Below are 23,265 nucleotides of genomic sequence, written 5' to 3'. Positions count from 1 at the left end.
GTCACCCAACGCTGTCGCCTCCCCCATGGATGGGATGAGATGGGATTTCATAACTATACTGCCGACAAAAGCTCGGTATGCATTCCCACGGAAGAACGCTCATCGTTATACATAAGTCAAAAATTACCGTTTTGCAATCTTAGCCAATCAGGCCTCGATACCATTTTTTGTCGCCCAACGTTCCCGACTTCGAAATCGCGATCTGGGGATCGCTCCCACAGAGCATCCGGCCCATTGTGGGAGCAACGCCTTCGTCGTCCCTCACCTAGCGTTAGGTGAGGGAAAGCCACTGATGTTCAATATCCCAAGCTTTATCAAACAGCCCGTTTCCAGGTATACAATGACCTCTGTTTAGGAAGTTTACCGATACTTGCGTATAACGGCGAGCGGTAGAACGGGGAACGAGAAAACTTATTCCGGGCGCCATCCTTGGCGTTTTTTATGTGTTTTCGGCGCTTAAACTTCGTGATAGATAGCCGCGCCTTCTTCAAGAAATTCCTTGGATTTTTCTTCCATTCCCATCAACAGGGCTTCTTCTTCTTTCACCCCTTTTTGAGCCGCGTAGTCGCGCACATCCTGGCTGATTTTCATCGAACAAAAATGCGGTCCGCACATCGAACAGAAATGGGCAATCTTGGCCGATTGTTTCGGCAGCGTTTCGTCATGAAACTCGCGTGCGCGCTCGGGATCGAGGCCGATGTTGAATTGGTCTTCCCAGCGGAATTCGAAGCGGGCTTTCGACATTGCATTGTCGCGCGCTTGAGCGCCCGGATGGCCCTTAGCTAAATCGGCGGCGTGCGCGGCAATTTTGTAAGTCACGATGCCTTCGCGGACATCCTGTTTGTTAGGCAAACCCAAATGTTCTTTTTGCGTAACGTAACATAGCATCGCGCAACCGTACCAACCGATGTTCGCGGCACCGATCGCCGAGGTTATATGGTCGTAGCCGGGCGCGATATCGGTCGTTAGCGGACCTAAAGTATAGAATGGCGCTTCATGACAGTCTTCAAGCTGTTTTTCCATGTTGATCTTGACCATGTGCAACGGCACATGGCCCGGCCCTTCGATCATCGTCTGCACGTCATGCTTCCATGCGATCTTGGTCAATTCGCCCAAGGTTTCCAATTCGGCGAACTGCGCTTCGTCGTTGGCGTCGTAAATCGACCCGGGGCGTAAACCGTCGCCTAATGAAAAGGAAACATCGTAGGCTTTCATGATTTCGCAGATTTCCTCGAAATTGGTATAGAGGAAGCTTTCGGTATGATGCGCCAAGCACCATTTGGCCATGATCGAGCCGCCGCGAGACACAATCCCGGTCATACGCTTGGCGGTCATCGGCACATGCTGCAAACGCACGCCGGCATGTATCGTGAAATAATCGACGCCCTGCTCGGCTTGCTCGATCAACGTGTCGCGGTATATTTCCCAAGTCAACTCCTCGGCCTTGCCGTCGACTTTTTCCAACGCCTGGTAAATCGGCACGGTACCGATCGGCACAGGCGAGTTACGCAATATCCATTCGCGGGTCTCATGGATGTTTTTACCGGTCGATAAGTCCATGATCGTGTCGCCGCCCCAGCGAATGCCCCAAAGCATTTTTTCGACCTCTTCTTCTATGGACGAAGTCACCGCCGAATTACCGAGGTTGCCGTTGATCTTAACCAAGAAGTTGCGTCCGATAATCATCGGCTCCAATTCGGGGTGGTTGATATTGGCAGGTATGATCGCCCGCCCGCGCGCCACTTCGTCGCGTACGAATTCAGGCGTAATCACATCGGGAATCGATGCGCCGAAAGATTGACCTGGATGCTGATCTTTCCATAGATCGCGCATTTCTTCCATTTTTTGGTTTTCGCGGATCGCGATGTACTCCATCTCCGGCGTTATGATGCCTTTTCTCGCATAATGCATTTGCGAAACATTCGCGCCGGCCTTGGCGCGTCTTGGCTGGCGAATGAGCTCGAAACGCAAATGCGCGGTTTCGGGATCATGCAATCTTTCATGGCCGAATTTTGATGTCGGGCCGGACAACAACTCGGTATCGCCACGCTCTTCAATCCAAGCGGAACGCACCACCGGCAGGCCTTTTCTTAAATCGACCGAGACGTTAGGGTCGGTATAAACACCCGAGGTATCGTAAACGTAAAGAGGGGTATTTTTTTCAGCACCGAAATGCGCGGGAGTATCGGATAGCGTTATCTTGCGCATCGGCACTTTGATATCAGGCCGACTGCCTTGTACATAGACTTTTTCCGATGCGGGATAAGGATCGATTTTGACACTACTGACAGTAGTCGAAGGAATTTCTTGGCGGACTGCGCTCACGCTTTTCTCCTGGAATATTATCAACGAGGCGCAGGGAAGTTGGCTTCCCTACGCCGGTATTAGCCGGAGTCAGGTTCAAAGGGTTTTTCTCAGCCCCGATTCGCATCGGAGCACCCCTAGCCTTACGGTATGGGTCTAAACTAAAGGATAATTATCAAGATTGCAAGTCTGAAAACAGTCACGCCAGAAAAGAAACTCCCTATGTTTTATGAGGTCCGAACGCCCCCTTTCCTAACTACGGCGATTAAATCCACCTGGAAAAGCAGCAATGACTCAATCAATAGGATAAAATGCGCGCTTTCTTTAGTTACAAAAAAATTACATGGATCTTAACGACCTCAATCAGATCAACAAAGCCAGTTCGTCGGCTCGTAAAGACTTGATTCGTCTTAGCCTAGGTCTCGCATTTATACTTTTGGTGGTTCTCTATTTAATCAATAAGGAACATGTCGAAGGGCACTTAATGCTGGTTATCGCCGCTGTTTTCGGTAGTTACATGGCCTTGAACATCGGCGCTAACGATGTGGCCAATAATGTCGGCCCCGCGGTCGGATCGAAAGCGCTGACGATGACCGGCGCCATTGCCATTGCTGCAATTTTCGAGGCTTCCGGCACGCTAATAGCCGGCGGGGATGTGGTTACAACCATCAAGGACGGCATCATTAACCCACAACTGATTCGCGACTCCGATACTTTTATTTGGCTGATGATGGCGGCACTATTGGCCGCCGCGATTTGGTTGAATATAGCGACCTCGCTCAACGCTCCGGTTTCGACAACTCATTCCATCGTCGGGGGCGTCTTAGGCGCTGGAATCGCCGCCGGCGGATTTGAAATCGCTAATTGGCCGATCATGGGAAAAATCGCGGCCAGTTGGGTCATTTCTCCGGTTTTGGGCGGCCTGTTCTCGGCCGTTTTTTTATATGTGATCAAGCGAAAAATCACTTATCAACCGAATATGCTGATAGCGGCGCAAAAGGTTGTCCCGATATTGATCGCTTTGATGACCTGGGCTTTTTCAACCTATTTGATTATGAAGGGCCTAAAACAAATCATTAAAGTCGATTTCCCGATCGCCGTCTCAATCAGTCTCATTTTCGCCATTGTCATTTTTCTTATCGTTAAACCTCGCATTGTTAAGGCCTCCGCAAACCTAGAGCCTAGCAAAGCCAGCGTGAATAACTTATTCACTTATCCCTTGATATTTTCCGCCGCACTATTGAGTTTCGCGCACGGCGCGAATGATGTCGCCAACGCTGTCGGCCCTCTCGCGGCCATCAACGATGCGATATTTCAGCACGGCGTCAGCGATAAAGCTTCTATTCCGCTTTGGATTATGATACTTGGCGCCGCCGGCTTAGCAATGGGGCTTGCCTTATACGGCCCTAAATTAATTAGAACCGTAGGCAGCGAAATTACCGAGCTCGATAAAATGCGCGCCTTTTGCATAGCGATGTCGGCTGCCATTACCGTGATATTCGCTAGTCAAATGGGGCTTCCCATCAGTTCCACCCATACTGCGGTCGGCGCTGTATTCGGCGTCGGTTTTTTACGGGAATATTTAAAGCATAGCAATGCCAAAAGAATGGAAGAAATCCGTGCTCACCACGAGCATAACGATCCTGAAAAAATCGCCGAATTTTTGAATGCCTTTAAAAAAGCATCCATCGCAAAAAAAGGAAAAATGCTCAAGGAGCTTAAACGACAAGCCAAACTCCACACCGACACCAGCTTACTCACTAAAAAAGAACGTAAATCGCTGAAAAAAGTCTATCGTCAAGAGCTTGTCAAGCGCTCCCATCTCTATAAAATCGCCGCCGCATGGTTGGTTACCGTTCCTCTATCGGGAATACTCGGTGGTTTATTGTTTTTTACGATCAGAGGCATCATGCTTCCTTAGGATTCGGGCATAAATAACTTCCTTATTTTACTGTGAAAGTTCGCAGCTCCCTGGTGACGTAGAACGTCCCGGAATGCGTTCCCACACCGAGCGCTCATCGTTATACATAAGTCAAAAAATACCGTTTTGCAATCTTAGCCAATGAGGCCTCGATACCATTTTTGTCGCCCAACGTTCCCGACTTTCCCTCACCTAGCGCTAGGCGAGGGAAAGCCACTGATGTTCAATATCCGCGGATTTATCGTACAGCACCGTTTCCAGGTATACGATGACCTCTGTTTAGCAAGTTTACCGATACTTGTGTATAACGGCGAGCGCGTAGCGCCAAGGCCATTAAGTTAAGGTCCTTGGAAGTTTTACTCGCCTCTTTGAAAAAGAGTGGCTGGGGGAGATTTTTCCTCGTTCCCATCGCTCCAGCGTGGGAACGCATACCGATCTGGTTTCGACAGCCAAGGTACGGATTCCCACGGAGGACCGTGGGAACCAGAAAAGGCTTAACTTAATGGCAGTGGCGCGTAGCGTGGGAACGAGAAAAAATTAAAATTCTTGGAAAAATGCATTTTTGTGAAAGCAATGTTAAAATCCCTTTCGAAACCCGCGATTTAACAGCAGAGAGTACGGATGTCGACTGAGCCTCAGCACACACCTTATCAAAAGCCTGCTTTGGAGTTTAAGAGCAGTACATTCTCAGTGCCTGTCCTAATTCCTTATACGAATGACCTGACTGTTATCGAGCATCAACTACAGCAAAAAATCAATCAAGCGCCCGAGTTTTTTAGAAACTCCCCGATACTCATCGACCTACAGGATCTGAATAAGCAATCGATTAGCTTGAATGTAGCCGAATGCATTGAATTATTAAGGCGATTAGCGCTTCTTCCGATAGGCATCCGCGGCGGCCTACATGACCATAATGAAGCCGCGTTGGCATTAAACATTCCAAAACTTTCAGCCCAGCAAAACATTAGCCATCAAGATACCGCTCAAAAACTCGAAAAAATAATACCGGAACCGGAACCTGAGACACAGGAACAGCCCACTACCCGGATTGTTACGAATCCGGTCCGCTCCGGCCAACGAGTCTACGCGCACGGCGACTTGATCGTGCTGTCCCAAGTGAGCGCGGGCTCCGAGATCATGGCCGAAGGTAATATTCACGTTTATGGAACCTTACGAGGAAGAGCATTGGCGGGCATTCAAGGCAATACCGAGGCCAGAATTTTTTGCTCTGATTTACAAGCCGAACTCATTTCCATTGCCGGTAATTATAAAATAAGCGAGGATTTGGATGAGTCGGTACGCAACAAACCGGTCCAAATCTATCTCAATGATTTGGCGTTAATCATTCAGGATTTATAATTTCACGTCTCGTTGGAGGACAATCAGTTGGCTAGAATCATCGTCGTAACATCCGGAAAAGGCGGAGTTGGAAAGACAACAACCAGTGCGGCCATCGCTATGGGACTCGCTAAAAAAGGACATAAAACTGCGGTTATCGATTTCGACGTAGGCTTAAGAAACCTCGACTTAGTGATGGGCTGCGAGCGCCGCGTCGTCTATGATTTAGTCAATGTCATCAATGGCGAGGCAACGCTGAATCAGGCATTGATTCGCGACAAGCGTTGCAATCAACTCTATATATTACCGGCTTCCCAAACTCGCGACAAAGACGCCTTAACCATCGAAGGCGTCGGCAAGGTTCTCGAAGAACTCGCCAAGGATTTCAAATATGTCGTTTGCGACTCGCCAGCCGGCATCGAAAAAGGCGCCACCCTTGCGATGTACTTCGCCGATGATGCCTTCGTCGTAACAAACCCGGAAGTTTCATCGGTCCGCGACTCAGACCGCATGCTCGGCATTTTGGCCAGCAAATCGAAACGCGCCGAAAACAACGAAGAGCCTATCAAAGAATATTTATTACTGACACGTTATTCTCCCGATCGCGTAAAATTAGGCGAAATGCTCAGCGTCGAAGACGTACAAGAAATCCTGTCCCTGCATTTATTAGGCGTCATACCGGAATCCAAGTCGGTACTCAATGCATCAAACTCGGGCATTCCAGTCATTTTGGACGAAAAAAGCGATGCCGGCCAAGCCTATGAGGATGTAGTTGCCCGTTACTTAGGTGAAGACAGGCCGCACCGCTTTATCGATGAAGAAAAAAAGGGCCTTTTTGGAAAGCTGTTCAGGAGTAAATAATGAGTTTACTGGATTACTTTAGAACGACTAAGCCAAGCTCGGCATCCATTGCCAAGGAAAGATTGCAAATTTTGGTGGCGCACGAACGCTCCTCAAAAACGCAACCCTCTTATCTCCCACAGTTACAAAAGGAACTTCTCGAAGTGATTCGAAAGTATGTCAACGTCGAGCAAGATGCAATATCGGTTAATTTCGAACAAGACGACGATCAGGAAATTCTCGAACTCAATATTGTGCTGCCCGACGAACACGACAAGGTTTCTTAAACTAAATGAGGTGAAAAAAATGACTGATACGATTGGACAATCCGCTGGAAAAATCTGGCAATTCTTGAATGATAACGGCGCGACCAGCGTCAGCAAAATCTCGACCGAAACCGGGCTGAATAAGAATGATGTTCAGCGCGCGCTCGGCTGGCTTGCCAGAGAAGATAAAATCAGCATAGAACTTAAAAACGGGCGCACCGAAAGCATTTCACTCATTGAATAAAATTTTAATTACCGAATATCGGCAACTGCATCGTAAATATTCAGCCCACTCTTTGAAAAAGACGACTGCAAGGATGCAGGGCAATACAGGAGCAATTGCCGAGGGGCTAGGTGCTAATGTATCCCCACAAGACGCTCGTTCCCATGCTCTGCGTGGGAATGCCGCTTTAGACGCTCTGCGTCGACCGCCGCGGGCAATTGGATTTTCTGGTTCCCACGGTCCTCCGTGGGAATCCATACCTTGGCTGTTGAAACCAGATCGGTATGCGTTCCCACGCTGGAGCGATGGGAACGAGGAAAAATCTCCCCCAGCCACTCTTTTTCAAAGAGGGGAGTAAAACTCCAAGGACCTTAACTTAATGACATTGATGCTCTGCGTGGGAATGCCGCTTTAGACGCTCTGCGTCGACTGCTGTGGGCAATCGGATTAAGAAACTGTTTCTGGTTCCCACGGTCCTCCGTGGGAATCCATACCTTGGCTGTTGAAACCAGATCGGTATGCGTTCCCACGCTGGAGCGATGGGAACGAGAAAAAATCTCCCCCAGCCACTCTTTTTCAAAGAGGGGAGTAAAACTCCAAGGACCTTAACTTAATGACATTGATGCTCTGCGTGGGAATGCCGCTTTAGACGCTCTGCGTCGACTGCTGTGGGCAATCGGATTAAGAAACTGTAGAGAATGTATCGTTGCTCTTGTCGGGATTATCGACCTCTGGGGACGCAGAGCGTCCCGGGATGCATTCCCACGCAGAGCGTAGGAACGATGAAAAATTAATTGTCGATTATCGGAGATTGCACAAATAACCGGCAGTCTCCCCTGTCGGTTATTTTCAATGCAGTTCCCTATGCCGAATAATGATATTGAGCGACTGAGATTTGTATTGTTTGGCCAATAAATCGGCCAAATATACCGAACGATGCTGCCCTCCGGTACATCCGATAGCGATAGTAAGATAACTGCGCCCCTCTTCTTCGAAGCGAGGAATCCAACGCTCGAGAAAAGTGCTAATGTCTTGTAAATATTCCAACACATTAGGTTCTCGGCCAAGAAATTCGATTATCGCTTGATCCTTACCGGTCAGCCCCCTCAATTCCGGCACCCAATAAGGATTGGGCAGACATCTAACGTCGAAAATAAAATCGGCATCGAGCGGAACCCCATGCTTGAAACCGAAAGACTGAAATTGAATGGAAATATGACGAGCATTGCGCTCGCCGACCTGATCCCTGATTAGATCGCGCAACTGATGATAATGCGTGCGACTGGTATCGATCACAAAATCCGCGAGCCGCTCTATCGGCTTGAGAATTTCTTTTTCGATAACCAAGGCCTCTTTTAGCGGCAAATTATAGTCTGTCAAAGGGTGCCTGCGGCGAGTTTCACTGTACCGTTTTAACAATACCGCCTCTTCGGCCTGCATGAACATCACCTCGCATTCGATCTTCTTTGATCGGATCAACTTAATGATGCTGGCAAAATTCAACAGACTATCGCTTTGATTACGAGCATCGATGCCGATCGCCGTTTTTTCATAGGTTTTCCGATCGGCCAACATGACATCATTGATAAAGTCCTCAAGCAAGGTCACCGGCAAGTTATCGATACAATAAAACCCGCAATCCTCCAGCGTGGTTAAAGCAATACTTTTGCCGGACCCGGAAAGCCCGCTGACGATAAGCAATTTCATGATAAAAGTTCTAACGAACTGTTTTGTTGGTCGCGAAGGCACCGGAATATCTTCCCGCGCCCTCGTCGTTAAATCGTTGAAGGCAATCTTTCAACTAGCGATGACTGCCGGTTTTCTCTTTATGCTTAATGATTTGACGATCTAATTTATCAACTAATTTATCGATAGCAACATACATATCTTCCTGAGTATCCTCGGCGAATAATTTGGCACCGCTGATTTGAACTGTCGCCTCCGCTTTTTGATTCAGTTTTTCGACCGTCAAAACGACGTGCACATCGGTAACATGATCAAAATGACGCTCGAGTTTTTCAAACTTCGACTCGACAAACGTTTTTAACGATTCCGTTACTTCGATGTGGTGGCCGGATACACTGATTTGCATGGAATAAACTCCTTATTGTTGGTGTGGTATAAATTCTACGTTATAAAAGACGCTTACGTTGACTGGATGAAGCAATATTCATCGCCTCACGATATTTGGCAATCGTTCTTCTTGCGACATTGATGCCTTTTTCTTTTAACAGATCGGCTATTTTACTATCACTGAGCGGTTTTGTTTGATTTTCGTTCTCGACCAACTCCTTAATCAGCGCCCGAATAGCCGTAGAAGAACACTCGCCGCCCGTCGCAGTCGATACATGACTGGAGAAAAAATATTTAAATTCGACGATGCCGTTCGGCGTATGCATGTATTTTTGCGTGGTCACGCGCGATATCGTCGACTCATGCAATTGCAACTCTTCTGCGACATCGCGAAGGACCATCGGTTTCATCGAAATGGAACCGTGCTCCAAAAAATCCTGCTGCTTTCCAACAATACAGCGCGCCACCCGTAACAAAGTTTCGTTTCGACTATGCAAACTCTTGATAAACCAACGAGCTTCCTGTAGATGATCCTTCATGCAGGAATTATCCTTGCTGCTATCCGCGCGCTTGATCATGCTCGAATAAAACGGATTGATTCTGAGCTTCGGCGCGATATCGGGATTGAGTTCGACTTGCCACTGACCATTTACCTTGACCACATAAACATCGGGAATCACATATTCAGAGTCGGTATTTTCAATTCTCGTCCCTGGCTTTGGATCCAGTGTCCTAATTAACGCAATAACTCTATTCAGTTGGTACTCGGTTAACCCCAACTTGCGCATCAATTTAGCCTGATCTTGAGACGCCAATAAACCTAGATAGCGACTTACCAGATCTACCGCTTCTTTCTTATAAGGGGTATCGTCGGATAATTGCTGTAATTGTAACAAGAGGCAATCGCTCAAATCCCTGGCGGCAACACCGGGAGGATCGAAATTTTGCACTTGATGCAACACTGCCTCAACCTCATCAAACTCGAGATCGTCCACTTGCTCCAATAACCCTTGGAAAATATCTTCCAAGGAACTGACTAAGTAACCGTCTTCATTGATCGAATCTATGATCGTCTCCGCAATCTCGCGATCTCGGTCGGAAAAATGCGCCACGTCCAATTGCCACAACAAATGATCCAATAATGTTTCCGACTTACTGCGTTGGCTTTCGAACTCCACTGATTCGCCCGCCCCGCTAATCGCGGCCTGGGCATTGTCAAAAACATCTTCCCACGATGTATCGATAGGCAAATCCTCGGGTATGTCGGTTTGCGAACCTTCACTCGTTGCCTGGTCGGAATAATCGGTCTTTTTGTCCAAGGACTCGCGATCGACAATGCCTGTAGCCTCCTCATCGGCGACTTCCAACATCATATTCGATTCCAGCGCGTTTTGGATTTCTTGCTGCAAATCGAGCGTCGACAATTGCAGCAGCTTTATCGCTTGCTGCAACTGGGGGGTCATCGTAAGCTGCTGACCGAGACGGAGTTGAAGTGACTGTTTCATCGTATAAGTTTGAACATTATTAATCCATGCATCAGCAGGTTTCTTTCGGCTATTTTAGGTCAAGGATACTATTCTCGAATTACAAAGTGGAATATTTCCGTTTCCGGGGCTCCCATGAGAGCATCGTCGTGACCGACTCTCAAAATATATCTGCAATCAACTTTGCACTTGCTTGAAGTATAGCGCTAAAGACTGAAGTTCTCACCCAAATAAACCTTCCTTACTTCTTGATTACGGACTATAGCCTCCGCGTCGCCTTCGGCAATAACCTTACCTTCGTTGAGAATATAAGCACGGTCGCAAATCCCTAGAGTTTCCCTGACATTATGTTCGGTAATGACAACACCGATCCCTCTATCCTTCAGATGAATAATAATCTGCTTGATATCCTCCACCGATATCGGATCGACGCCGGCAAACGGCTCGTCCAGTAAGATAAATTTCGGCTCGCTGGCCAAAGCCCTAGCAATTTCGACGCGTCGGCGCTCGCCGCCCGACAAGCCGACGGCAATTTGATTACGTAGATGCTCGACATGAAACTCCGCCAGCAACTCCTCGATCATCAATTCGACCTGCCCTTTGGTCAAATCGGCGCGAATCTGCAGCACCGCACGCAAATTATCGGCAACGCTTAACTTTCGGAATACCGAAGGCTCCTGAGGCAAATAACCAAGCCCCATTTGCGCACGCACATGCATCGGATAATGCGTGATCGAAAGATCGTCCAACGTTATTTCGCCGGCATCGGCTTTAATTAAACCGACCAGCATATAAAAGCTCGTGGTTTTACCGGCACCGTTAGGTCCCAGCAACCCCACAATTTCCCCGGTATTGACGTTCAACGAAACACCGTTGACGACATTACGTTTATTGTAGTGTTTAATCAATCCTTGAGCCGACAGCTTTGTCATATTTTTATCATTTTTCCGATTTAGGCTTTAATATAACGCGAACCCGCTTGGCATCGGATTCCTGATCGCCCGCTTTGACAATCGCGTTTCGACTGTCGTAACGAATGATGTCGCTCGCATAGGTATTGCCCTCTTGCCAAACCACGGCTTCCTTGATCAATATCAATAAATTCTGCTTGGGATAATATTCGCCGGTCAACGCCTTACCGGTGATATCGCCTCCGTTATCGGGGGTTTGCTGAAAACGGGCCGGTTTTCCGGTCGCAACCAACTTATCGACATCGCCGTCTTTAAAATATACAACTAATTTATCGGACCAAACCTTAAGACTACCTTGGGTCGAAACAACATTTCCCGTGTAAATACTAACCCCGGCATTATCGTCGTAGGTTGCCGCGTTAGAATCGATATAAATCGGTTGGTCGGAATCGCTTTTCAACGCCAAACCGGACGAACTATAAGCGATTAAAATCGAAAAAATGATCCCGTAACAGGTTTTTTTATGGTTATTTTGTCTCATATTTCCCTCTAACCTTGGAAAACAACTCTATCCGGATAGGCGCGCTGTAATAGAGTTTCATCCCTATACCTTCCGTCCTGTTCGGAGGACTAAGCAACTCAGCCCATTCATCGGTTTCCGCGTAATTAATCTCCGGCTGAACCCGCAAATTCGAACTATTGATTTTCATCGCCCTGGAACCGGGCCCAGCCTCTCTAGCCACAACAGCTTTTCCATTCATCAGAATAAGTTTCTTATCGCTCGAAACAATTCCGGTTTCCGACTGGATCACCCAAGGCGGGACGTCCGGATTCATAATTGTCATAACCGGCTTCTGCAGGTGCGTGGTTCCGTCGTCATTATAGTGCGTCAAGGTATCGGCAACCAATTTGCTCTTGAGCCGACCGGTAACATCCATCTCCCATTTAGCATAGCCGGTACTAAAATAATCCACGGTATGAGGAGATTTCTCGAGCGCTATGACTTCTTCATCAACTGCCGTCAACTGTAACAACCACCAACTTACAATCGCCAGCAATACACCATAAATGTAGAGTCGAATATTGCTTTCCGGCATAACTTAAGACAAATACTCTTCAAGAACGGCAGCAAAAGTCCCCTGCGCCTGCATAATCAAATCGCACACCTCCCTGACCGCACCTTGACCGCCCGGCAGCGTCGTACACCAGTGCGCGCGTTGCTTGACGGCAAAGTTCGCGTCCTCGACCGCAATCGCCAAACCGACCCGCGACATGATCGGCAAATCCAGCAAGTCGTCGCCAACATGTGCCGCTTCGGCCGGATCGATAGCCAATGTTTGAACAAGCTCCTCAAAGGCCGTAATTTTATTTTCATACCCTTGGTAAACATGCGCTATCCCGAGGTTTTTCATCCGCAAAGCCACCGAATTCGACTTTCGCCCGGAAATCACCGCCACTTCGACACCGGTTTGACGCAGTAATTTTATTCCGTGACCATCCCGGGCATGAAAACATTTATATTCAATGCCTTGGTTATCGAAAAACAAGCGGCCATCGGTCAGTACGCCGTCAACATCGAGAATCAATAATTTCAGCCGGGCGGCTTTGGCCAATATGTTTTGCATTTTTCGGCTCCTGATATTAGACAATTCCGGCATGAATCAAGTCATGCATACTTAATGCACCGACCGGTTTGTGAGATTCATCATTAACGATCAAGGCATTGATTTTTTTTTGCTGCATGATCTGCATCGCTTCGGCAGCTAGAATATCGGCGTCGATCGCGGTAAAGTTTCGAGTCATCGCTTCACCGATACGCGTTCCGTGCACATCGTGACTTTTTTCCAAGAATCGTCTCAAATCGCCATCGGTAAAGATGCCGGCGCTCTTGCCGAAGCGATCGACAATCACGGTCATGCCCATTTTTTTCTCGGTCATTTCCAACAAGGCTTCGGTAATCAGAGCCGTTTCCGGAACAATCGGAATTTCATCGCCGATATGCATGATATCGCTGACCATCAACAACAAACGCCGCCCTAAACTCCCCCCTGGATGCGACAATGCAAAATCATCTCGAGTAAATCCTCTTGCCTCCAGCAGCGAAACCGCAAGAGCATCGCCCATCACCAACGCCGCGGTCGTACTGGAAGTCGGCGCCAACCCTAAAGGACAGGCCTCTTGACGAACGCTAACATCGATATGCGCCGTGGCGAATTTCGCCAATGTCGATTCGCGATTGCCGGTCATCGCTATCAAAGGCACGCCGATGCGTTTGATGATCGGTAAAATGGTAATGACTTCGCCGGTTTCTCCCGAGTTAGAGAGGGCCAGGACTACATCCTGAGCAGTTATCATGCCTAGGTCGCCATGACTGGCCTCACCGGGATGCACAAAAAAAGCCGGCGTCCCGGTACTCGCTAAAGTAGCGGCAATTTTACCGGCAATATGGCCGGATTTACCCATTCCGGTCACAACAACTCGCCCTTTGCAATTAAACATTAAACGACAAGCCAAAATAAAATCGTCATCGATCCGTTCCGCCAAAGCAGTAACAGCATCGCCCTCGACCTGAATAACCGCCAAGGCCAGCTTTCGCAATTCGGGTTCATGAATCATCATATTATGCGCTCTAACCTGTGATTGTACTTTTAAATACCAGCCATTGATAAGCGCCGTAGCTTGATAGCAAAAACAACCCCTCCCATCGATTGATTCTCCCCGATTTGAAAAAACCGAATGCGAATACAAAAAACGCCAATGTCAATGCCAACATCATCGGAAAATCCCGAGACAAAACACTCTCATCCACCGGTCCTGGTGCAATCAATCCCGGCAACGAATAAACAGCCAGCAAATTATACATATTCGAACCGATCACATTGCCGACCGCTAAATCGGTCTGCCGCTTTAATACGCTCGCCGCCGATGCCGCCAGCTCCGGCAAACTCGTTCCCATTGCGACTAGCGTCAAGCCGATAACCAAATCGCTGACACCTAATGCATTCGCAATATTGACCGAAGCCAACACCAGGAGTCTCGAACTGATTAACAGTCCCAACAAACCGATAATCGTAATAAACCAGGCTAATCGCATAGAACACATCGGTAATGGCATTGCCGATGTATCGTTAAAATCGCCGTTTTTTGATTGATCAAGCCCATTTCGAACCAACCAAGCAATAAAACATACCAGTGCGACCAATAAAATAATGCCGTCGCTCCGCGACAACCCGTCAAAAGCAAGACCGAAGCACAATAAACTTGTTATTAATAAGAGCTGCAACTCCCTGCATAACAGTTTTGTCCGAAAAGTCAACGGCATGATTAGTGCGCAACAACCTAATATTAGCCCGATATTCGCGATATTCGACCCCAAGGCGTTGCCGACGGCAAGGCCTGAACTACCTTGCCATGATGCTAAACCTGAAACCAACACCTCGGGAATCGAAGTCCCGAAACCAACCACAGTCAAACCGATTAACAAGGTCGAAACGCCCCAATTTTGTGCAATCGCTGCCGCGCCATCGACAAATGTATCCGCCGAATACACCATTAACGCCAAGCTTGCAATCAAAACGATAGAATCGCACCACATAAGATTTAAAGAGGGCAAAATTGGCGCATTATGACACGATTAAGACGCCGCTGTCCCTAGCACGCTTAACTCTGTAAGGATAAAACCTAAAATATTTACCGATCTATAAGGCGGTTCGTCGTTTATTAAGTAAGCGGTAAGCCGGCAGCAGAGAATCGTTTACAGAGGCATCTCGACCGAATAACCTCCCGAGAAGTGAGTATTCAATCCCACAGCCATTCTCGTTCTCATGCTCTGCGTCAATGCCATTAAGTTAAGGTTCTTGGAGTTTTACTCCCCTCTTTGAAAAAGAGTGGCTGGGGGAGAGTTTTCCTCGCTCCCATCGCTCCAGTGTGGGAACGCATACCGATCTGGTTTCGACAGCCAAGGTACGGGTTCCCACGGAGGACCGTGGGAACCAGAAAAACAGTAATTTTTGAATTATGTATAACGATGAGTGCTCTGCGTGGGAATGCCTGAGTACAGCTCCAGCGGTACGAGACGCTAGAGCGTCTCGGGCTGCATTCCCACGCTGGAGCGTGGGAACGATAGGGGGTGTGAAAAATCACCCCGAGATCGCACTTTCCGCTCCATTCCCTATTCCCTATTCCCTATTCCCTATTCCCTATTCCCTATTCCCTATTCCCTATTCCCTATTCCCTATTCACTATTCACTATTCACTGTTTACTGCTTACCACTAACCACTCACTAATAAATCCTGCAATTAGTTGACTTAACCTTCGCTTGTCGGCCAAAATACTCGGTTTAGATTTTCCGACAGGGTTATCATCAGGCATGGATAACAGCGATATCTCGGCCGACAGTTTAATATCCGTCCGTAACCTTTCATTTTCGCGCGGCAACAGAAAAATATTCGACGATATTTCTCTCGATATCGCGCGCGGCAAAATTACCGCGATCATGGGCCCTAGCGGCACGGGCAAAACCACGCTGCTCAAATTGATTGGCGGACAACTTATCCCGGAACAAGGCTCTATCGTCGTCGATGGACTCGACGTTCATCAATTGCGGCGCAAAGAATTATTTAATTTACGCAAACGCATAGGCATGCTGTTTCAAAGTGGCGCATTATTAACCGATATCAATGTCTATGACAATGTCGCGTTTCCGCTTCGCGAACACACGCATTTGACAGAGTCGATGATCCGGACCTTGGTATTTATGAAACTCCAAGCCGTCGGTCTGCGCGGCGCCCGAAATCTAATGCCGAACGAACTTTCCGGCGGCATGGCCAGACGCGTGGCGCTCGCCCGTGCAATCGCGCTAGACCCGATGATGATCCTCTACGACGAACCGTTTACCGGGCAAGATCCGATTTCGATGGGCGCACTCGTTCATTTGATCAAATCACTCAATACCACATTAGGACTTACCAGCATTATCGTATCCCACGACGTCGCGGAAACCTCGGCAATCGCGGACTATATTTACGTTATTTCCGACGGCAAAATCGCAGGTCAAGGCACCCCAAAGGAAATCGACGCATCGGAATCGGCATGGGTTCAGCAGTTTATGAAAGGCGATCCGGACGGTCCCGTGCATTTCCATTATCCCGCACCGAATTACATCGAAGACCTGCTGACTTCCGCCCGATCGCCGTCTCGAATCGCTGTCAAACAAGAAACTAAAAAAACAGACGAATCCTTGAACGCTAAGGGATTGAAAAAAATGCCTTCCCGTAAACGCGGACGTTCGCGCTATCACCGCGAGGATTAACATGCTGCATTTTTTACAACAATTGGGCTCATCGACCCGCACCAATTTCGCCAAACTCGGTCGAGCCACGTTCTTTCTCGGCCACACGTTGACCGGCATTGTGGATGTCGCACTAAGACCCAGGTTACTGCTTAACCAACTTCATTCGGTCGGCGTACTGACCTTCTTGATCATAACGATATCCGGTCTGTTCGTCGGCATGGTCTTAGGGCTTCAGGGTTACAACATACTGTCGGATTTTGGTTCGGAGGAAGCACTTGGCATCATGGTAGCGGCATCACTGGTTAGAGAACTTGGCCCTGTGGTTACCGCTTTGCTGTTCGCCGGACGCGCAGGATCGGCCCTGACTGCCGAAATCGGCCTGATGAAAGCGACCGAACAATTATCCGGCATGGAAATGATGGCGGTCGACCCGGTCAACCGCATCATTTCGCCACGCTTTTTCGCGGGTTTCCTGTCGATGCCCCTGTTGGCGGCATTATTCAGCATGGTCGGCATTCTTGGCGGGCATATGGTTGGCGTCGGGCTACTCGGAGTCGATGACGGCTCTTATTGGTCGCAAATGCAAGCAAACCTGGATTTTTATGACGATATTGTCAACGGCGTCATTAAAAGCATAGTCTTCGGTTTTGCCGCCACTTGGATCGCATTATTCGAAGGTTACGATGCCGTCCCGACCGCGGAAGGCGTTAGCCGCGCGACAACCCGCACCGTGGTCAATTCCGCATTCGCCATACTCGGCCTGGACTTTATTTTAACCGCCATGATGTTTGGAGACATTTAGCATGCAGCATACCCGCACCCAGGATACATTGGTCGGACTGTTCGTCGCGGCCGGTATCGTCGCCCTATTTTTTCTGTCTTTGCAAGTCAGTAATATTCGATCCTTCATGCCCGCTGATACCTATGTCATCACCGCGCGTTTTAGCAATTCAGGCGGCCTTAAAGTAAAATCTCCGGTCTCGGTCGCGGGCGTTCGAATCGGTCGCGTTAGCAACATTTATATCGATAAAGAGACTTACGAATCGGTCGTGGAAATGAGCATCGAATCGAAATACGATACCTTGCCGGAGGATTCCTCGGCTACGATCTACACTGCGGGACTTTTAGGCGAACAATACATCAACCTCGATCCAGGCGGCTCTTTCGATTATCTAAAAAACGGCGACCGAATCGAAATCACGCAATCCGCAATCGTACTCGAGGAAGTGATAGGCCGATTCTTGTTCCAAAAAGCGGAAGAATAAAACGGTGAGCGCGATTAATATCACCCAACAAAGCCCCGGCATATTTTCTGTAGCAGGCGATCTAACCTTCGTCAGCATCGATAAAAAAACCGTCGAATCGTTAGCATTTTTAAAGTCGGCACCATCGGTAACCATCGATCTTGCGCAGGTAACGAACACTGACAGCGGCGGCTTGGCATTATTGATCGAGTGGATTAAATTCGCCCGCGACAACCGGATTGAACTTAAATTCCGAAACATCCCCGAACAACTTTTGACACTGGCAAAATTAAGCGGCCTGGAAACCACCGAATACTTTGCCGCCGCCCTGCCCGAATAGGCGCTTAACCTGTTATATGAGAACACACAGTCCATGGATAAATTACTGATCAAAGGCGGCGTTCAACTCTCCGGAGAACTGCGCATTTCCGGCGCTAAAAACGCAGCCCTGCCGATCATGGCCGCCACACTGCTTTCGGACCAACCGGTCAACCTTGGCAACATCCCTCATTTGCATGACATCACCACCACGATGGAATTGCTCGGCCGCATGGGCGTTCAATTGATGGTCGATGAAAAAATGAATATCGAAATCGACAGCCGTTCGATTACCAATTTCGAGGCGCCCTACGAACTGGTTAGAACGATGCGGGCATCGATTCTGGTACTCGGCCCCCTGTTGTCAAGATTCGGCGAAGCACATGTCTCGCTTCCCGGCGGGTGTGCGATTGGTACGCGTCCGGTCGATATACACCTGGACGGTCTTGCCAAAATGGGCGCCGACATAAAAGTCGAAGGCGGCTTTATCCATGCCAAAGTCGATCGTCTAAAAGGCTGCCGATTGGTGCTCGAACAAGTCACCGTGACCGGCACTGAAAACTTATTGATGGCGGCAACGTTAGCCGAGGGAACGACGATTATCGAAAATGCGGCGAGAGAACCTGAAGTTTCCGACCTTGCGCACTTTTTGAATGCGCTGGGCGCACGCATCAAAGGCATCGGTACCGATATCCTTGAAATCGAAGGCGTCGATAGACTAGGTAAAAAAGACCTTCACTACACCATCATGCCGGACCGTATCGAAACCGGCACTTATCTGATCGCCGCCGCCATTACCCGCGGCAAAGTTAAACTAAAAAGCACCCGTACCGATATTCTTGACGCCGTTCTCTCGAAGCTAACGGAAGCGGGTGCCGAAATCACCACAGGTCCCGACTGGATTGCATTGGACATGCACGGCAAAAGGCCGAAAGCCGTCTCGGTGCGAACGGCGCCTTATCCGGCATTTCCAACCGATATGCAGGCGCAATTCACCGCAATGAATACAATTGCCGAAGGTGTCGGCATCGTGACCGAAACGATCTTCGAAAACCGTTACATGCATATCCAGGAAATGCAGCGCATGGGCGCCAATATCAGACTGGAATCCAACACTGCGATATGCTCCGGGGTCGACAAACTAACCGGAGCTCCGGTCATGGCAACCGACCTGCGCGCCTCGGCCGGATTGGTCTTGGCCGCACTGGCCGCCGAAGGCGAAACGCTGGTCGACCGAATCTATCATATCGACCGTGGCTACGACCACATCGAAGAAAAACTGTCACAACTCGGCGCAATTATTCGCCGTGTTCCAAACTAAGGTTTTAACATGTTAACTATCGCCGTATCGAAAGGCCGAATCTACGAAGAAGCACTGCCTTTACTGGAAGAGGCCGGCATCCGTCCGGTCGACGATCCGAAAACCAGCCGTAAATTGATTTTGCAAACCACCCGTGACGATGTGCAATTGGTGATCATCCGCGCCACCGATGTACCGACTTTCGTCGAATACGGCGCGGCCGACATGGGGATCGCCGGCAAAGACGTTCTGCTCGAACACGGAGCCGAAAGCCTTTACGAGCCATTGGATTTGAATATTGCAACCTGCCGGCTGATGACTGCGGCACATAAGGACGCGCCGGATATTTCACGCCGCGTGCGAGTTGCGACTAAGTATGTCAAAACCGCCAAGAAATATTTCGCGGAATTGGGCATACAAGCCGACATCATCAAACTTTACGGATCGATGGAGCTTGCGCCATTGGTCGGTCTCGCCGACTGCATCGTCGACCTGGTCGATACCGGCAACACCCTAAAAGCCAACGGACTCGAGCCGCGCGACTTGATCATGAACATCAGCTCGAGACTGGTCGTCAATAAAGCCGCAATGAAGATGAAACACCAAGCCATCCAATCCCTGCTCGATCAATTCGAAAAAACCCTGGCCAAGAGGTAACTCCATGACCGATTTTTCAATAAACCGACTCGATACCGTCGACTTGGATTTCGAACGCCGCCTGAAATCCTTGCTGGATTGGAACGAACAAGACGACTTCGAGATTCAAAAGCAAGTCTTGGATATCATTGCCGCCGTCAAAAAGTCGGGCGACCAAGCCGTCATCGATTATACGAATCGCTTCGACCGACGCAGCATTCAGGCGGCAAACGAACTGGAAATCAACAAGGAAACCCTAAAAGCCGCCTGGGACTCTCTCCCCAGCATGCAAGCCGAAGCTCTCGATACCGCCGCTCGGCGAATTCGCGCTTATGCCGAAAAACAAACCGTGGCATCCTGGCAATTCAGCGAGGAAGACGGCACGCTACTCGGCCAAAAAATCACCCCGTTGGACCGAGTCGGCCTTTATGTTCCGGGCGGCAAAGCCGCTTATCCATCCTCGGTATTGATGAATGCAATACCGGCAAAGGTTGCCGGCGTTCCGGAATTAATCATGGTCGTGCCGACCCCTCAAGGCGAATCCAATCAGCTGGTATTGGCGGCAGCTTATCTGGCCGGCGTCGACCGGGCTTTTTCAATAGGCGGCGCGCAAGCGGTCGCGGCTCTCGCATACGGCACCGAAACCGTTCCGGCCGTCTGCAAAATCGTCGGCCCGGGCAATATCTATGTTGCTACCGCGAAGAAATTGGTATTCGGTCAAGTCGGCATCGACATGATCGCGGGACCGTCCGAGATATTAATCATTTGCGACGGCCATACTAACCCGGACTGGATTGCGATGGATTTGTTTTCACAAGCCGAGCACGATGAAAATGCGCAATCGATCTTGTTATCCGATAGCGCCGAATATTTGGACGCCGTTGAGCGCAGCATCTTAAAATTATTGCCTGAAATGGAACGCGCCGAAGTCATTAAAGCTTCGCTGTCCGGCCGTGGCGCACTCATCAAGACTGCCGGCCTCGATGAAGCCGCCGAAATCGCCAACCGTATCGCACCGGAACATCTCGAATTGTCGGTCGCCGACCCGGACTCGCTGTGTGCGAAAATCCGCAATGCCGGCGCGATTTTCATGGGCCGCTATACCGCAGAAGCTTTAGGCGATTATTGTGCGGGACCTAATCATGTGTTACCGACATCCGGCACGGCAAAGTTTTCATCGCCGCTCGGCGTTTACGACTTCCAAAAACGTTCGAGTCTAATCAATTGTTCGGAAACCGGCGCCGATACGCTAGGCAAAACCGCCTCGATTTTGGCTCGCGGAGAAAGTTTAACCGCGCATGCTCGATCGGCGGAATATAGAATCAAATCGTAACGGCTCGGAATTGTCACATAGATCCCCCGGATTTATATACTTATCGGAGATCAAAATTCGGCACCGGGGTGCCCGTCAAAGGACGCCGTGAACCCAGCACCTAAATTATCCCAGATGGTTAAGCATAGCCAATGGGCCATGGAATTTAGGTGCTGGGTGAATACGTCCATGTAGGCTCTATGCCAGCTCCATGCTGGCAAAGCCTTTGCCGAGCACCCCGGCGCCTCCTAAGGCACTGCCGAAATTTGAAGTACGAAAGGTATATAAGAATCCGGAGCAATCCGTTAGATCGACAGGCATTGATTCCTTTATCCTATAAAAAGCATTTCACCATGAAGGATAGAAAGTTAATTCAATAACTTATTACACGTTTGTAGAGAATTTTCATTCACCAACAAGGTTAAAGAGAATGCTTAGGTAATTTCTTGAAATCCTTCATGAACTTCATGTGCTTCATGGTTAAACTGCCGAATTTAGGTTTATCGATTAACCTGCGACAAACCCAGCCATCACTCTGAATACCATTGACTCGACTCATGCCACAACCCCATTTTATTAGCTCTATTTTCCGTAAAGAAGTGCTGGACTTATCGGCCTATAAAGTCGCCGATGCCGGCGGACTGATCAAACTCGACGCAATGGAAAATCCTTATCGTTGGCCGGAACCGGTCATAAAAGAATGGCTCGACGTTATCAAAGAAGCCGAAATCAATCGCTATCCGGACCCTGAAGCACGTAGGCTAAGCGCTACCCTGAAAAAGATCGATGGTATTTCCGGGAACTTAGAGATGCTGCTCGGCAATGGCTCGGACGAAATCATACAGTTACTACTGATGGCCTTGCCGACACACGCAAAGGTACTCTCGCCATCGCCGGGCTTCGTGATGTATCGACAATTGAGCCGATGCCTCGGGCTCGATTATATCGACATTCCGCTACAATCCGGCGATTTCGACCTGGATTTGCCGGCCATGCTCGAGGCGATCGACAAACACCAGCCTTCGCTTATTTTTCTGGCCTACCCGAACAACCCTACCGGCAACCTGTTCAGCGAAACTTCTATTAAAAAAATTTTCGAAGCCGCTCCCGGACTGGTCGTTGTCGACGAAGCCTATGCGCCATTCACCGACCAAAGCTTTATCGACGTACTCGGCGAATATAGTAACTTGCTAGTGATGCGCACTCTCTCGAAACTCGGTTTGGCCGGACTTCGTCTTGGCTACATCGTGGGAGAATCCTCTATTATCGGCGAATTGAACAAAATTAGACTGCCTTACAACATCAATACGCTGACTCAAATAACGGCCGAATTCGCGCTGAACAACAGCGACTTATTCAAGCAACAAACCTCACAAATTCGAAGCGAAAGAAGTCGAGTATTGCGCGAAATACGTTCGATCGAAGGCATCACTACCTACCCGAGCGAAGCTAATTTCATTTTATTTAGAACGCCGCCCGATAAAGCCGCGTCGCTCTTCGAAATGCTTAAGACAAAAGGCATCTTAATCAAAAACCTGTCGCCTCAAGGCGGCCTCTTACTGGATTGCCTACGCGTCACGATCGGCACGCCCGATGAAAATGACGCCTTTTTACAAGCGTTATCGTCAAGTTTTGAACAACTAAATGGTTAGCGAGAAAAACTCCTATCATAACGTGTGCTTTCATATACTTTTCGTATTTCTTGGCAAAACAGAAACGTTGGGGACGGGTTAAATAACCCGTCACGCAGGGGTGCGTAACCCTTATGCAGCGTAAGCGGAATACGGGGATTGCGTGACCT

The 23,265-nt window shown here is 48.9% G+C and carries 23 protein-coding genes and 1 riboswitch; of the genes, 13 read left to right on the top strand and 10 right to left on the bottom strand.

Annotated features, from left to right (window positions below; all coding sequences use genetic code 11):
* Nucleotides 1-456: 456 nt before the first annotated feature.
* On the bottom strand, nt 457-2,304 hold the full coding sequence (gene thiC, locus WJM45_RS03375; protein ID WP_341328907.1) for a phosphomethylpyrimidine synthase ThiC: 1,848 nt from the start codon (nt 2,302-2,304) through the stop codon (nt 457-459).
* Between the two features lie 49 nt (nt 2,305-2,353).
* Nucleotides 2,354-2,453, bottom strand: a riboswitch (TPP riboswitch).
* 194 nt (nt 2,454-2,647) lie between these two features.
* Here thiC and WJM45_RS03370 point away from each other — a divergent pair.
* The 5 genes from WJM45_RS03370 to WJM45_RS03350 all read left to right on the top strand — a co-directional run bounded on the left by WJM45_RS03370 (nt 2,648) and on the right by WJM45_RS03350 (nt 6,913).
* Nucleotides 2,648-4,225, top strand: a complete 1,578-nt coding sequence (locus WJM45_RS03370) for an inorganic phosphate transporter (RefSeq protein WP_341327576.1) — start codon at nt 2,648-2,650, stop codon at nt 4,223-4,225.
* Between the two features lie 621 nt (nt 4,226-4,846).
* A complete protein-coding gene (minC, locus tag WJM45_RS03365; RefSeq protein WP_341327575.1) occupies nt 4,847-5,584 on the top strand; it encodes a septum site-determining protein MinC in 738 nt (245 codons plus the stop codon).
* A gap of 27 nt (nt 5,585-5,611) precedes the next feature.
* The gene (minD, locus tag WJM45_RS03360; RefSeq protein ID WP_341327574.1) at nt 5,612-6,424 is read left to right on the top strand and encodes a septum site-determining protein MinD; all 813 of its coding nucleotides are present in this window, start codon (nt 5,612-5,614) and stop codon (nt 6,422-6,424) included.
* On the top strand, nt 6,424-6,690 hold the full coding sequence (gene minE, locus WJM45_RS03355; RefSeq protein WP_125217102.1) for a cell division topological specificity factor MinE: 267 nt from the start codon (nt 6,424-6,426) through the stop codon (nt 6,688-6,690). Before minD ends, minE begins: the two co-directional genes overlap by 1 nt.
* A gap of 19 nt (nt 6,691-6,709) precedes the next feature.
* Entirely contained in the window at nt 6,710-6,913 is a 204-nt protein-coding gene (locus WJM45_RS03350; protein WP_014147153.1) for a winged helix-turn-helix domain-containing protein, read from the top strand.
* Nucleotides 6,914-7,741: 828 nt separating this feature from the next.
* Here WJM45_RS03350 and rapZ read toward each other — a convergent pair.
* The 9 genes from rapZ to WJM45_RS03305 form a co-directional block, all read right to left on the bottom strand.
* On the bottom strand, nt 7,742-8,599 hold the full coding sequence (rapZ, locus tag WJM45_RS03345; protein WP_341327573.1) for an RNase adapter RapZ: 858 nt from the start codon (nt 8,597-8,599) through the stop codon (nt 7,742-7,744).
* A gap of 94 nt (nt 8,600-8,693) precedes the next feature.
* Nucleotides 8,694-8,984, bottom strand: coding sequence for a ribosome-associated translation inhibitor RaiA (gene raiA, locus WJM45_RS03340; protein ID WP_017840886.1), 291 nt, complete (start codon nt 8,982-8,984; stop codon nt 8,694-8,696).
* A gap of 40 nt (nt 8,985-9,024) precedes the next feature.
* Nucleotides 9,025-10,470, bottom strand: coding sequence for an RNA polymerase factor sigma-54 (locus WJM45_RS03335; RefSeq protein ID WP_341327572.1), 1,446 nt, complete (start codon nt 10,468-10,470; stop codon nt 9,025-9,027).
* Nucleotides 10,471-10,655: 185 nt separating this feature from the next.
* Nucleotides 10,656-11,381, bottom strand: a complete 726-nt coding sequence (gene lptB, locus WJM45_RS03330) for an LPS export ABC transporter ATP-binding protein (protein ID WP_341327571.1) — start codon at nt 11,379-11,381, stop codon at nt 10,656-10,658.
* A gap of 7 nt (nt 11,382-11,388) precedes the next feature.
* The gene (gene lptA, locus WJM45_RS03325) at nt 11,389-11,901 is read right to left on the bottom strand and encodes a lipopolysaccharide transport periplasmic protein LptA (protein WP_341327570.1); all 513 of its coding nucleotides are present in this window, start codon (nt 11,899-11,901) and stop codon (nt 11,389-11,391) included.
* Nucleotides 11,888-12,457, bottom strand: a complete 570-nt coding sequence (gene lptC, locus WJM45_RS03320; RefSeq protein ID WP_341327569.1) for an LPS export ABC transporter periplasmic protein LptC — start codon at nt 12,455-12,457, stop codon at nt 11,888-11,890. The genes lptA and lptC overlap by 14 nt, the downstream gene beginning before the upstream one ends.
* A gap of 3 nt (nt 12,458-12,460) precedes the next feature.
* Nucleotides 12,461-12,985, bottom strand: a complete 525-nt coding sequence (kdsC, locus tag WJM45_RS03315) for a 3-deoxy-manno-octulosonate-8-phosphatase KdsC (RefSeq protein WP_341327568.1) — start codon at nt 12,983-12,985, stop codon at nt 12,461-12,463.
* A 16-nt stretch (nt 12,986-13,001) separates the two neighbouring features.
* On the bottom strand, nt 13,002-13,979 hold the full coding sequence (locus WJM45_RS03310) for a KpsF/GutQ family sugar-phosphate isomerase (protein WP_341327567.1): 978 nt from the start codon (nt 13,977-13,979) through the stop codon (nt 13,002-13,004).
* 10 nt (nt 13,980-13,989) lie between these two features.
* Nucleotides 13,990-14,955 (bottom strand): calcium/sodium antiporter, encoded by a 966-nt coding sequence (locus WJM45_RS03305; protein ID WP_341327566.1) that lies wholly within the window; start codon nt 14,953-14,955, stop codon nt 13,990-13,992.
* 775 nt (nt 14,956-15,730) lie between these two features.
* Here WJM45_RS03305 and WJM45_RS03300 point away from each other — a divergent pair.
* From WJM45_RS03300 to hisC, 8 genes are all read left to right on the top strand, one after another.
* A complete protein-coding gene (locus WJM45_RS03300; RefSeq protein WP_341327565.1) occupies nt 15,731-16,672 on the top strand; it encodes an ATP-binding cassette domain-containing protein in 942 nt (313 codons plus the stop codon).
* Nucleotide 16,673: 1 nt separating this feature from the next.
* Nucleotides 16,674-17,456 (top strand): lipid asymmetry maintenance ABC transporter permease subunit MlaE, encoded by a 783-nt coding sequence (gene mlaE / locus WJM45_RS03295; RefSeq protein WP_341327564.1) that lies wholly within the window; start codon nt 16,674-16,676, stop codon nt 17,454-17,456.
* 1 nt (nt 17,457) lies between these two features.
* The gene (mlaD, locus tag WJM45_RS03290; protein WP_341327563.1) at nt 17,458-17,919 is read left to right on the top strand and encodes an outer membrane lipid asymmetry maintenance protein MlaD; all 462 of its coding nucleotides are present in this window, start codon (nt 17,458-17,460) and stop codon (nt 17,917-17,919) included.
* A gap of 4 nt (nt 17,920-17,923) precedes the next feature.
* A complete protein-coding gene (locus WJM45_RS03285; RefSeq protein WP_341327562.1) occupies nt 17,924-18,238 on the top strand; it encodes an STAS domain-containing protein in 315 nt (104 codons plus the stop codon).
* A 33-nt stretch (nt 18,239-18,271) separates the two neighbouring features.
* Nucleotides 18,272-19,537, top strand: a complete 1,266-nt coding sequence (gene murA / locus WJM45_RS03280; RefSeq protein WP_341327561.1) for a UDP-N-acetylglucosamine 1-carboxyvinyltransferase — start codon at nt 18,272-18,274, stop codon at nt 19,535-19,537.
* Between the two features lie 9 nt (nt 19,538-19,546).
* On the top strand, nt 19,547-20,173 hold the full coding sequence (hisG, locus tag WJM45_RS03275) for an ATP phosphoribosyltransferase (protein ID WP_014147138.1): 627 nt from the start codon (nt 19,547-19,549) through the stop codon (nt 20,171-20,173).
* 4 nt (nt 20,174-20,177) lie between these two features.
* On the top strand, nt 20,178-21,485 hold the full coding sequence (gene hisD / locus WJM45_RS03270) for a histidinol dehydrogenase (RefSeq protein WP_341327560.1): 1,308 nt from the start codon (nt 20,178-20,180) through the stop codon (nt 21,483-21,485).
* Between the two features lie 536 nt (nt 21,486-22,021).
* Entirely contained in the window at nt 22,022-23,116 is a 1,095-nt protein-coding gene (hisC, locus tag WJM45_RS03265; RefSeq protein WP_341327559.1) for a histidinol-phosphate transaminase, read from the top strand.
* Nucleotides 23,117-23,265 lie beyond the last annotated feature (149 nt).

It is taken from the genome of Methylotuvimicrobium sp. KM2 (genome assembly GCF_038051925.1).
Classification (GTDB): domain Bacteria; phylum Pseudomonadota; class Gammaproteobacteria; order Methylococcales; family Methylomonadaceae; genus Methylotuvimicrobium.
This window is presented reverse-complemented; position numbering and strand designations above follow the sequence as displayed.

Coding starts and splice junctions, on each gene's coding strand:
- WJM45_RS03370 (WP_341327576.1), top strand. CDS start 2,648: ATGGATCTTAACGACCTCAATCAGATCAACAAAGCCAGTTCGTCGGCT.
- minC (WP_341327575.1), top strand. CDS start 4,847: ATGTCGACTGAGCCTCAGCACACACCTTATCAAAAGCCTGCTTTGGAG.
- minE (WP_125217102.1), top strand. CDS start 6,424: ATGAGTTTACTGGATTACTTTAGAACGACTAAGCCAAGCTCGGCATCC.
- WJM45_RS03350 (WP_014147153.1), top strand. CDS start 6,710: ATGACTGATACGATTGGACAATCCGCTGGAAAAATCTGGCAATTCTTG.
- rapZ (WP_341327573.1), bottom strand. CDS start 8,599: ATGAAATTGCTTATCGTCAGCGGGCTTTCCGGGTCCGGCAAAAGTATT.
- raiA (WP_017840886.1), bottom strand. CDS start 8,984: ATGCAAATCAGTGTATCCGGCCACCACATCGAAGTAACGGAATCGTTA.
- WJM45_RS03335 (WP_341327572.1), bottom strand. CDS start 10,470: ATGAAACAGTCACTTCAACTCCGTCTCGGTCAGCAGCTTACGATGACC.
- lptB (WP_341327571.1), bottom strand. CDS start 11,381: ATGACAAAGCTGTCGGCTCAAGGATTGATTAAACACTACAATAAACGT.
- lptA (WP_341327570.1), bottom strand. CDS start 11,901: ATGAGACAAAATAACCATAAAAAAACCTGTTACGGGATCATTTTTTCG.
- lptC (WP_341327569.1), bottom strand. CDS start 12,457: ATGCCGGAAAGCAATATTCGACTCTACATTTATGGTGTATTGCTGGCG.
- kdsC (WP_341327568.1), bottom strand. CDS start 12,985: ATGCAAAACATATTGGCCAAAGCCGCCCGGCTGAAATTATTGATTCTC.
- WJM45_RS03310 (WP_341327567.1), bottom strand. CDS start 13,979: ATGATGATTCATGAACCCGAATTGCGAAAGCTGGCCTTGGCGGTTATT.
- WJM45_RS03305 (WP_341327566.1), bottom strand. CDS start 14,955: ATGTGGTGCGATTCTATCGTTTTGATTGCAAGCTTGGCGTTAATGGTG.
- WJM45_RS03300 (WP_341327565.1), top strand. CDS start 15,731: ATGGATAACAGCGATATCTCGGCCGACAGTTTAATATCCGTCCGTAAC.
- mlaE (WP_341327564.1), top strand. CDS start 16,674: ATGCTGCATTTTTTACAACAATTGGGCTCATCGACCCGCACCAATTTC.
- mlaD (WP_341327563.1), top strand. CDS start 17,458: ATGCAGCATACCCGCACCCAGGATACATTGGTCGGACTGTTCGTCGCG.
- murA (WP_341327561.1), top strand. CDS start 18,272: ATGGATAAATTACTGATCAAAGGCGGCGTTCAACTCTCCGGAGAACTG.
- hisG (WP_014147138.1), top strand. CDS start 19,547: ATGTTAACTATCGCCGTATCGAAAGGCCGAATCTACGAAGAAGCACTG.
- hisD (WP_341327560.1), top strand. CDS start 20,178: ATGACCGATTTTTCAATAAACCGACTCGATACCGTCGACTTGGATTTC.
- hisC (WP_341327559.1), top strand. CDS start 22,022: ATGCCACAACCCCATTTTATTAGCTCTATTTTCCGTAAAGAAGTGCTG.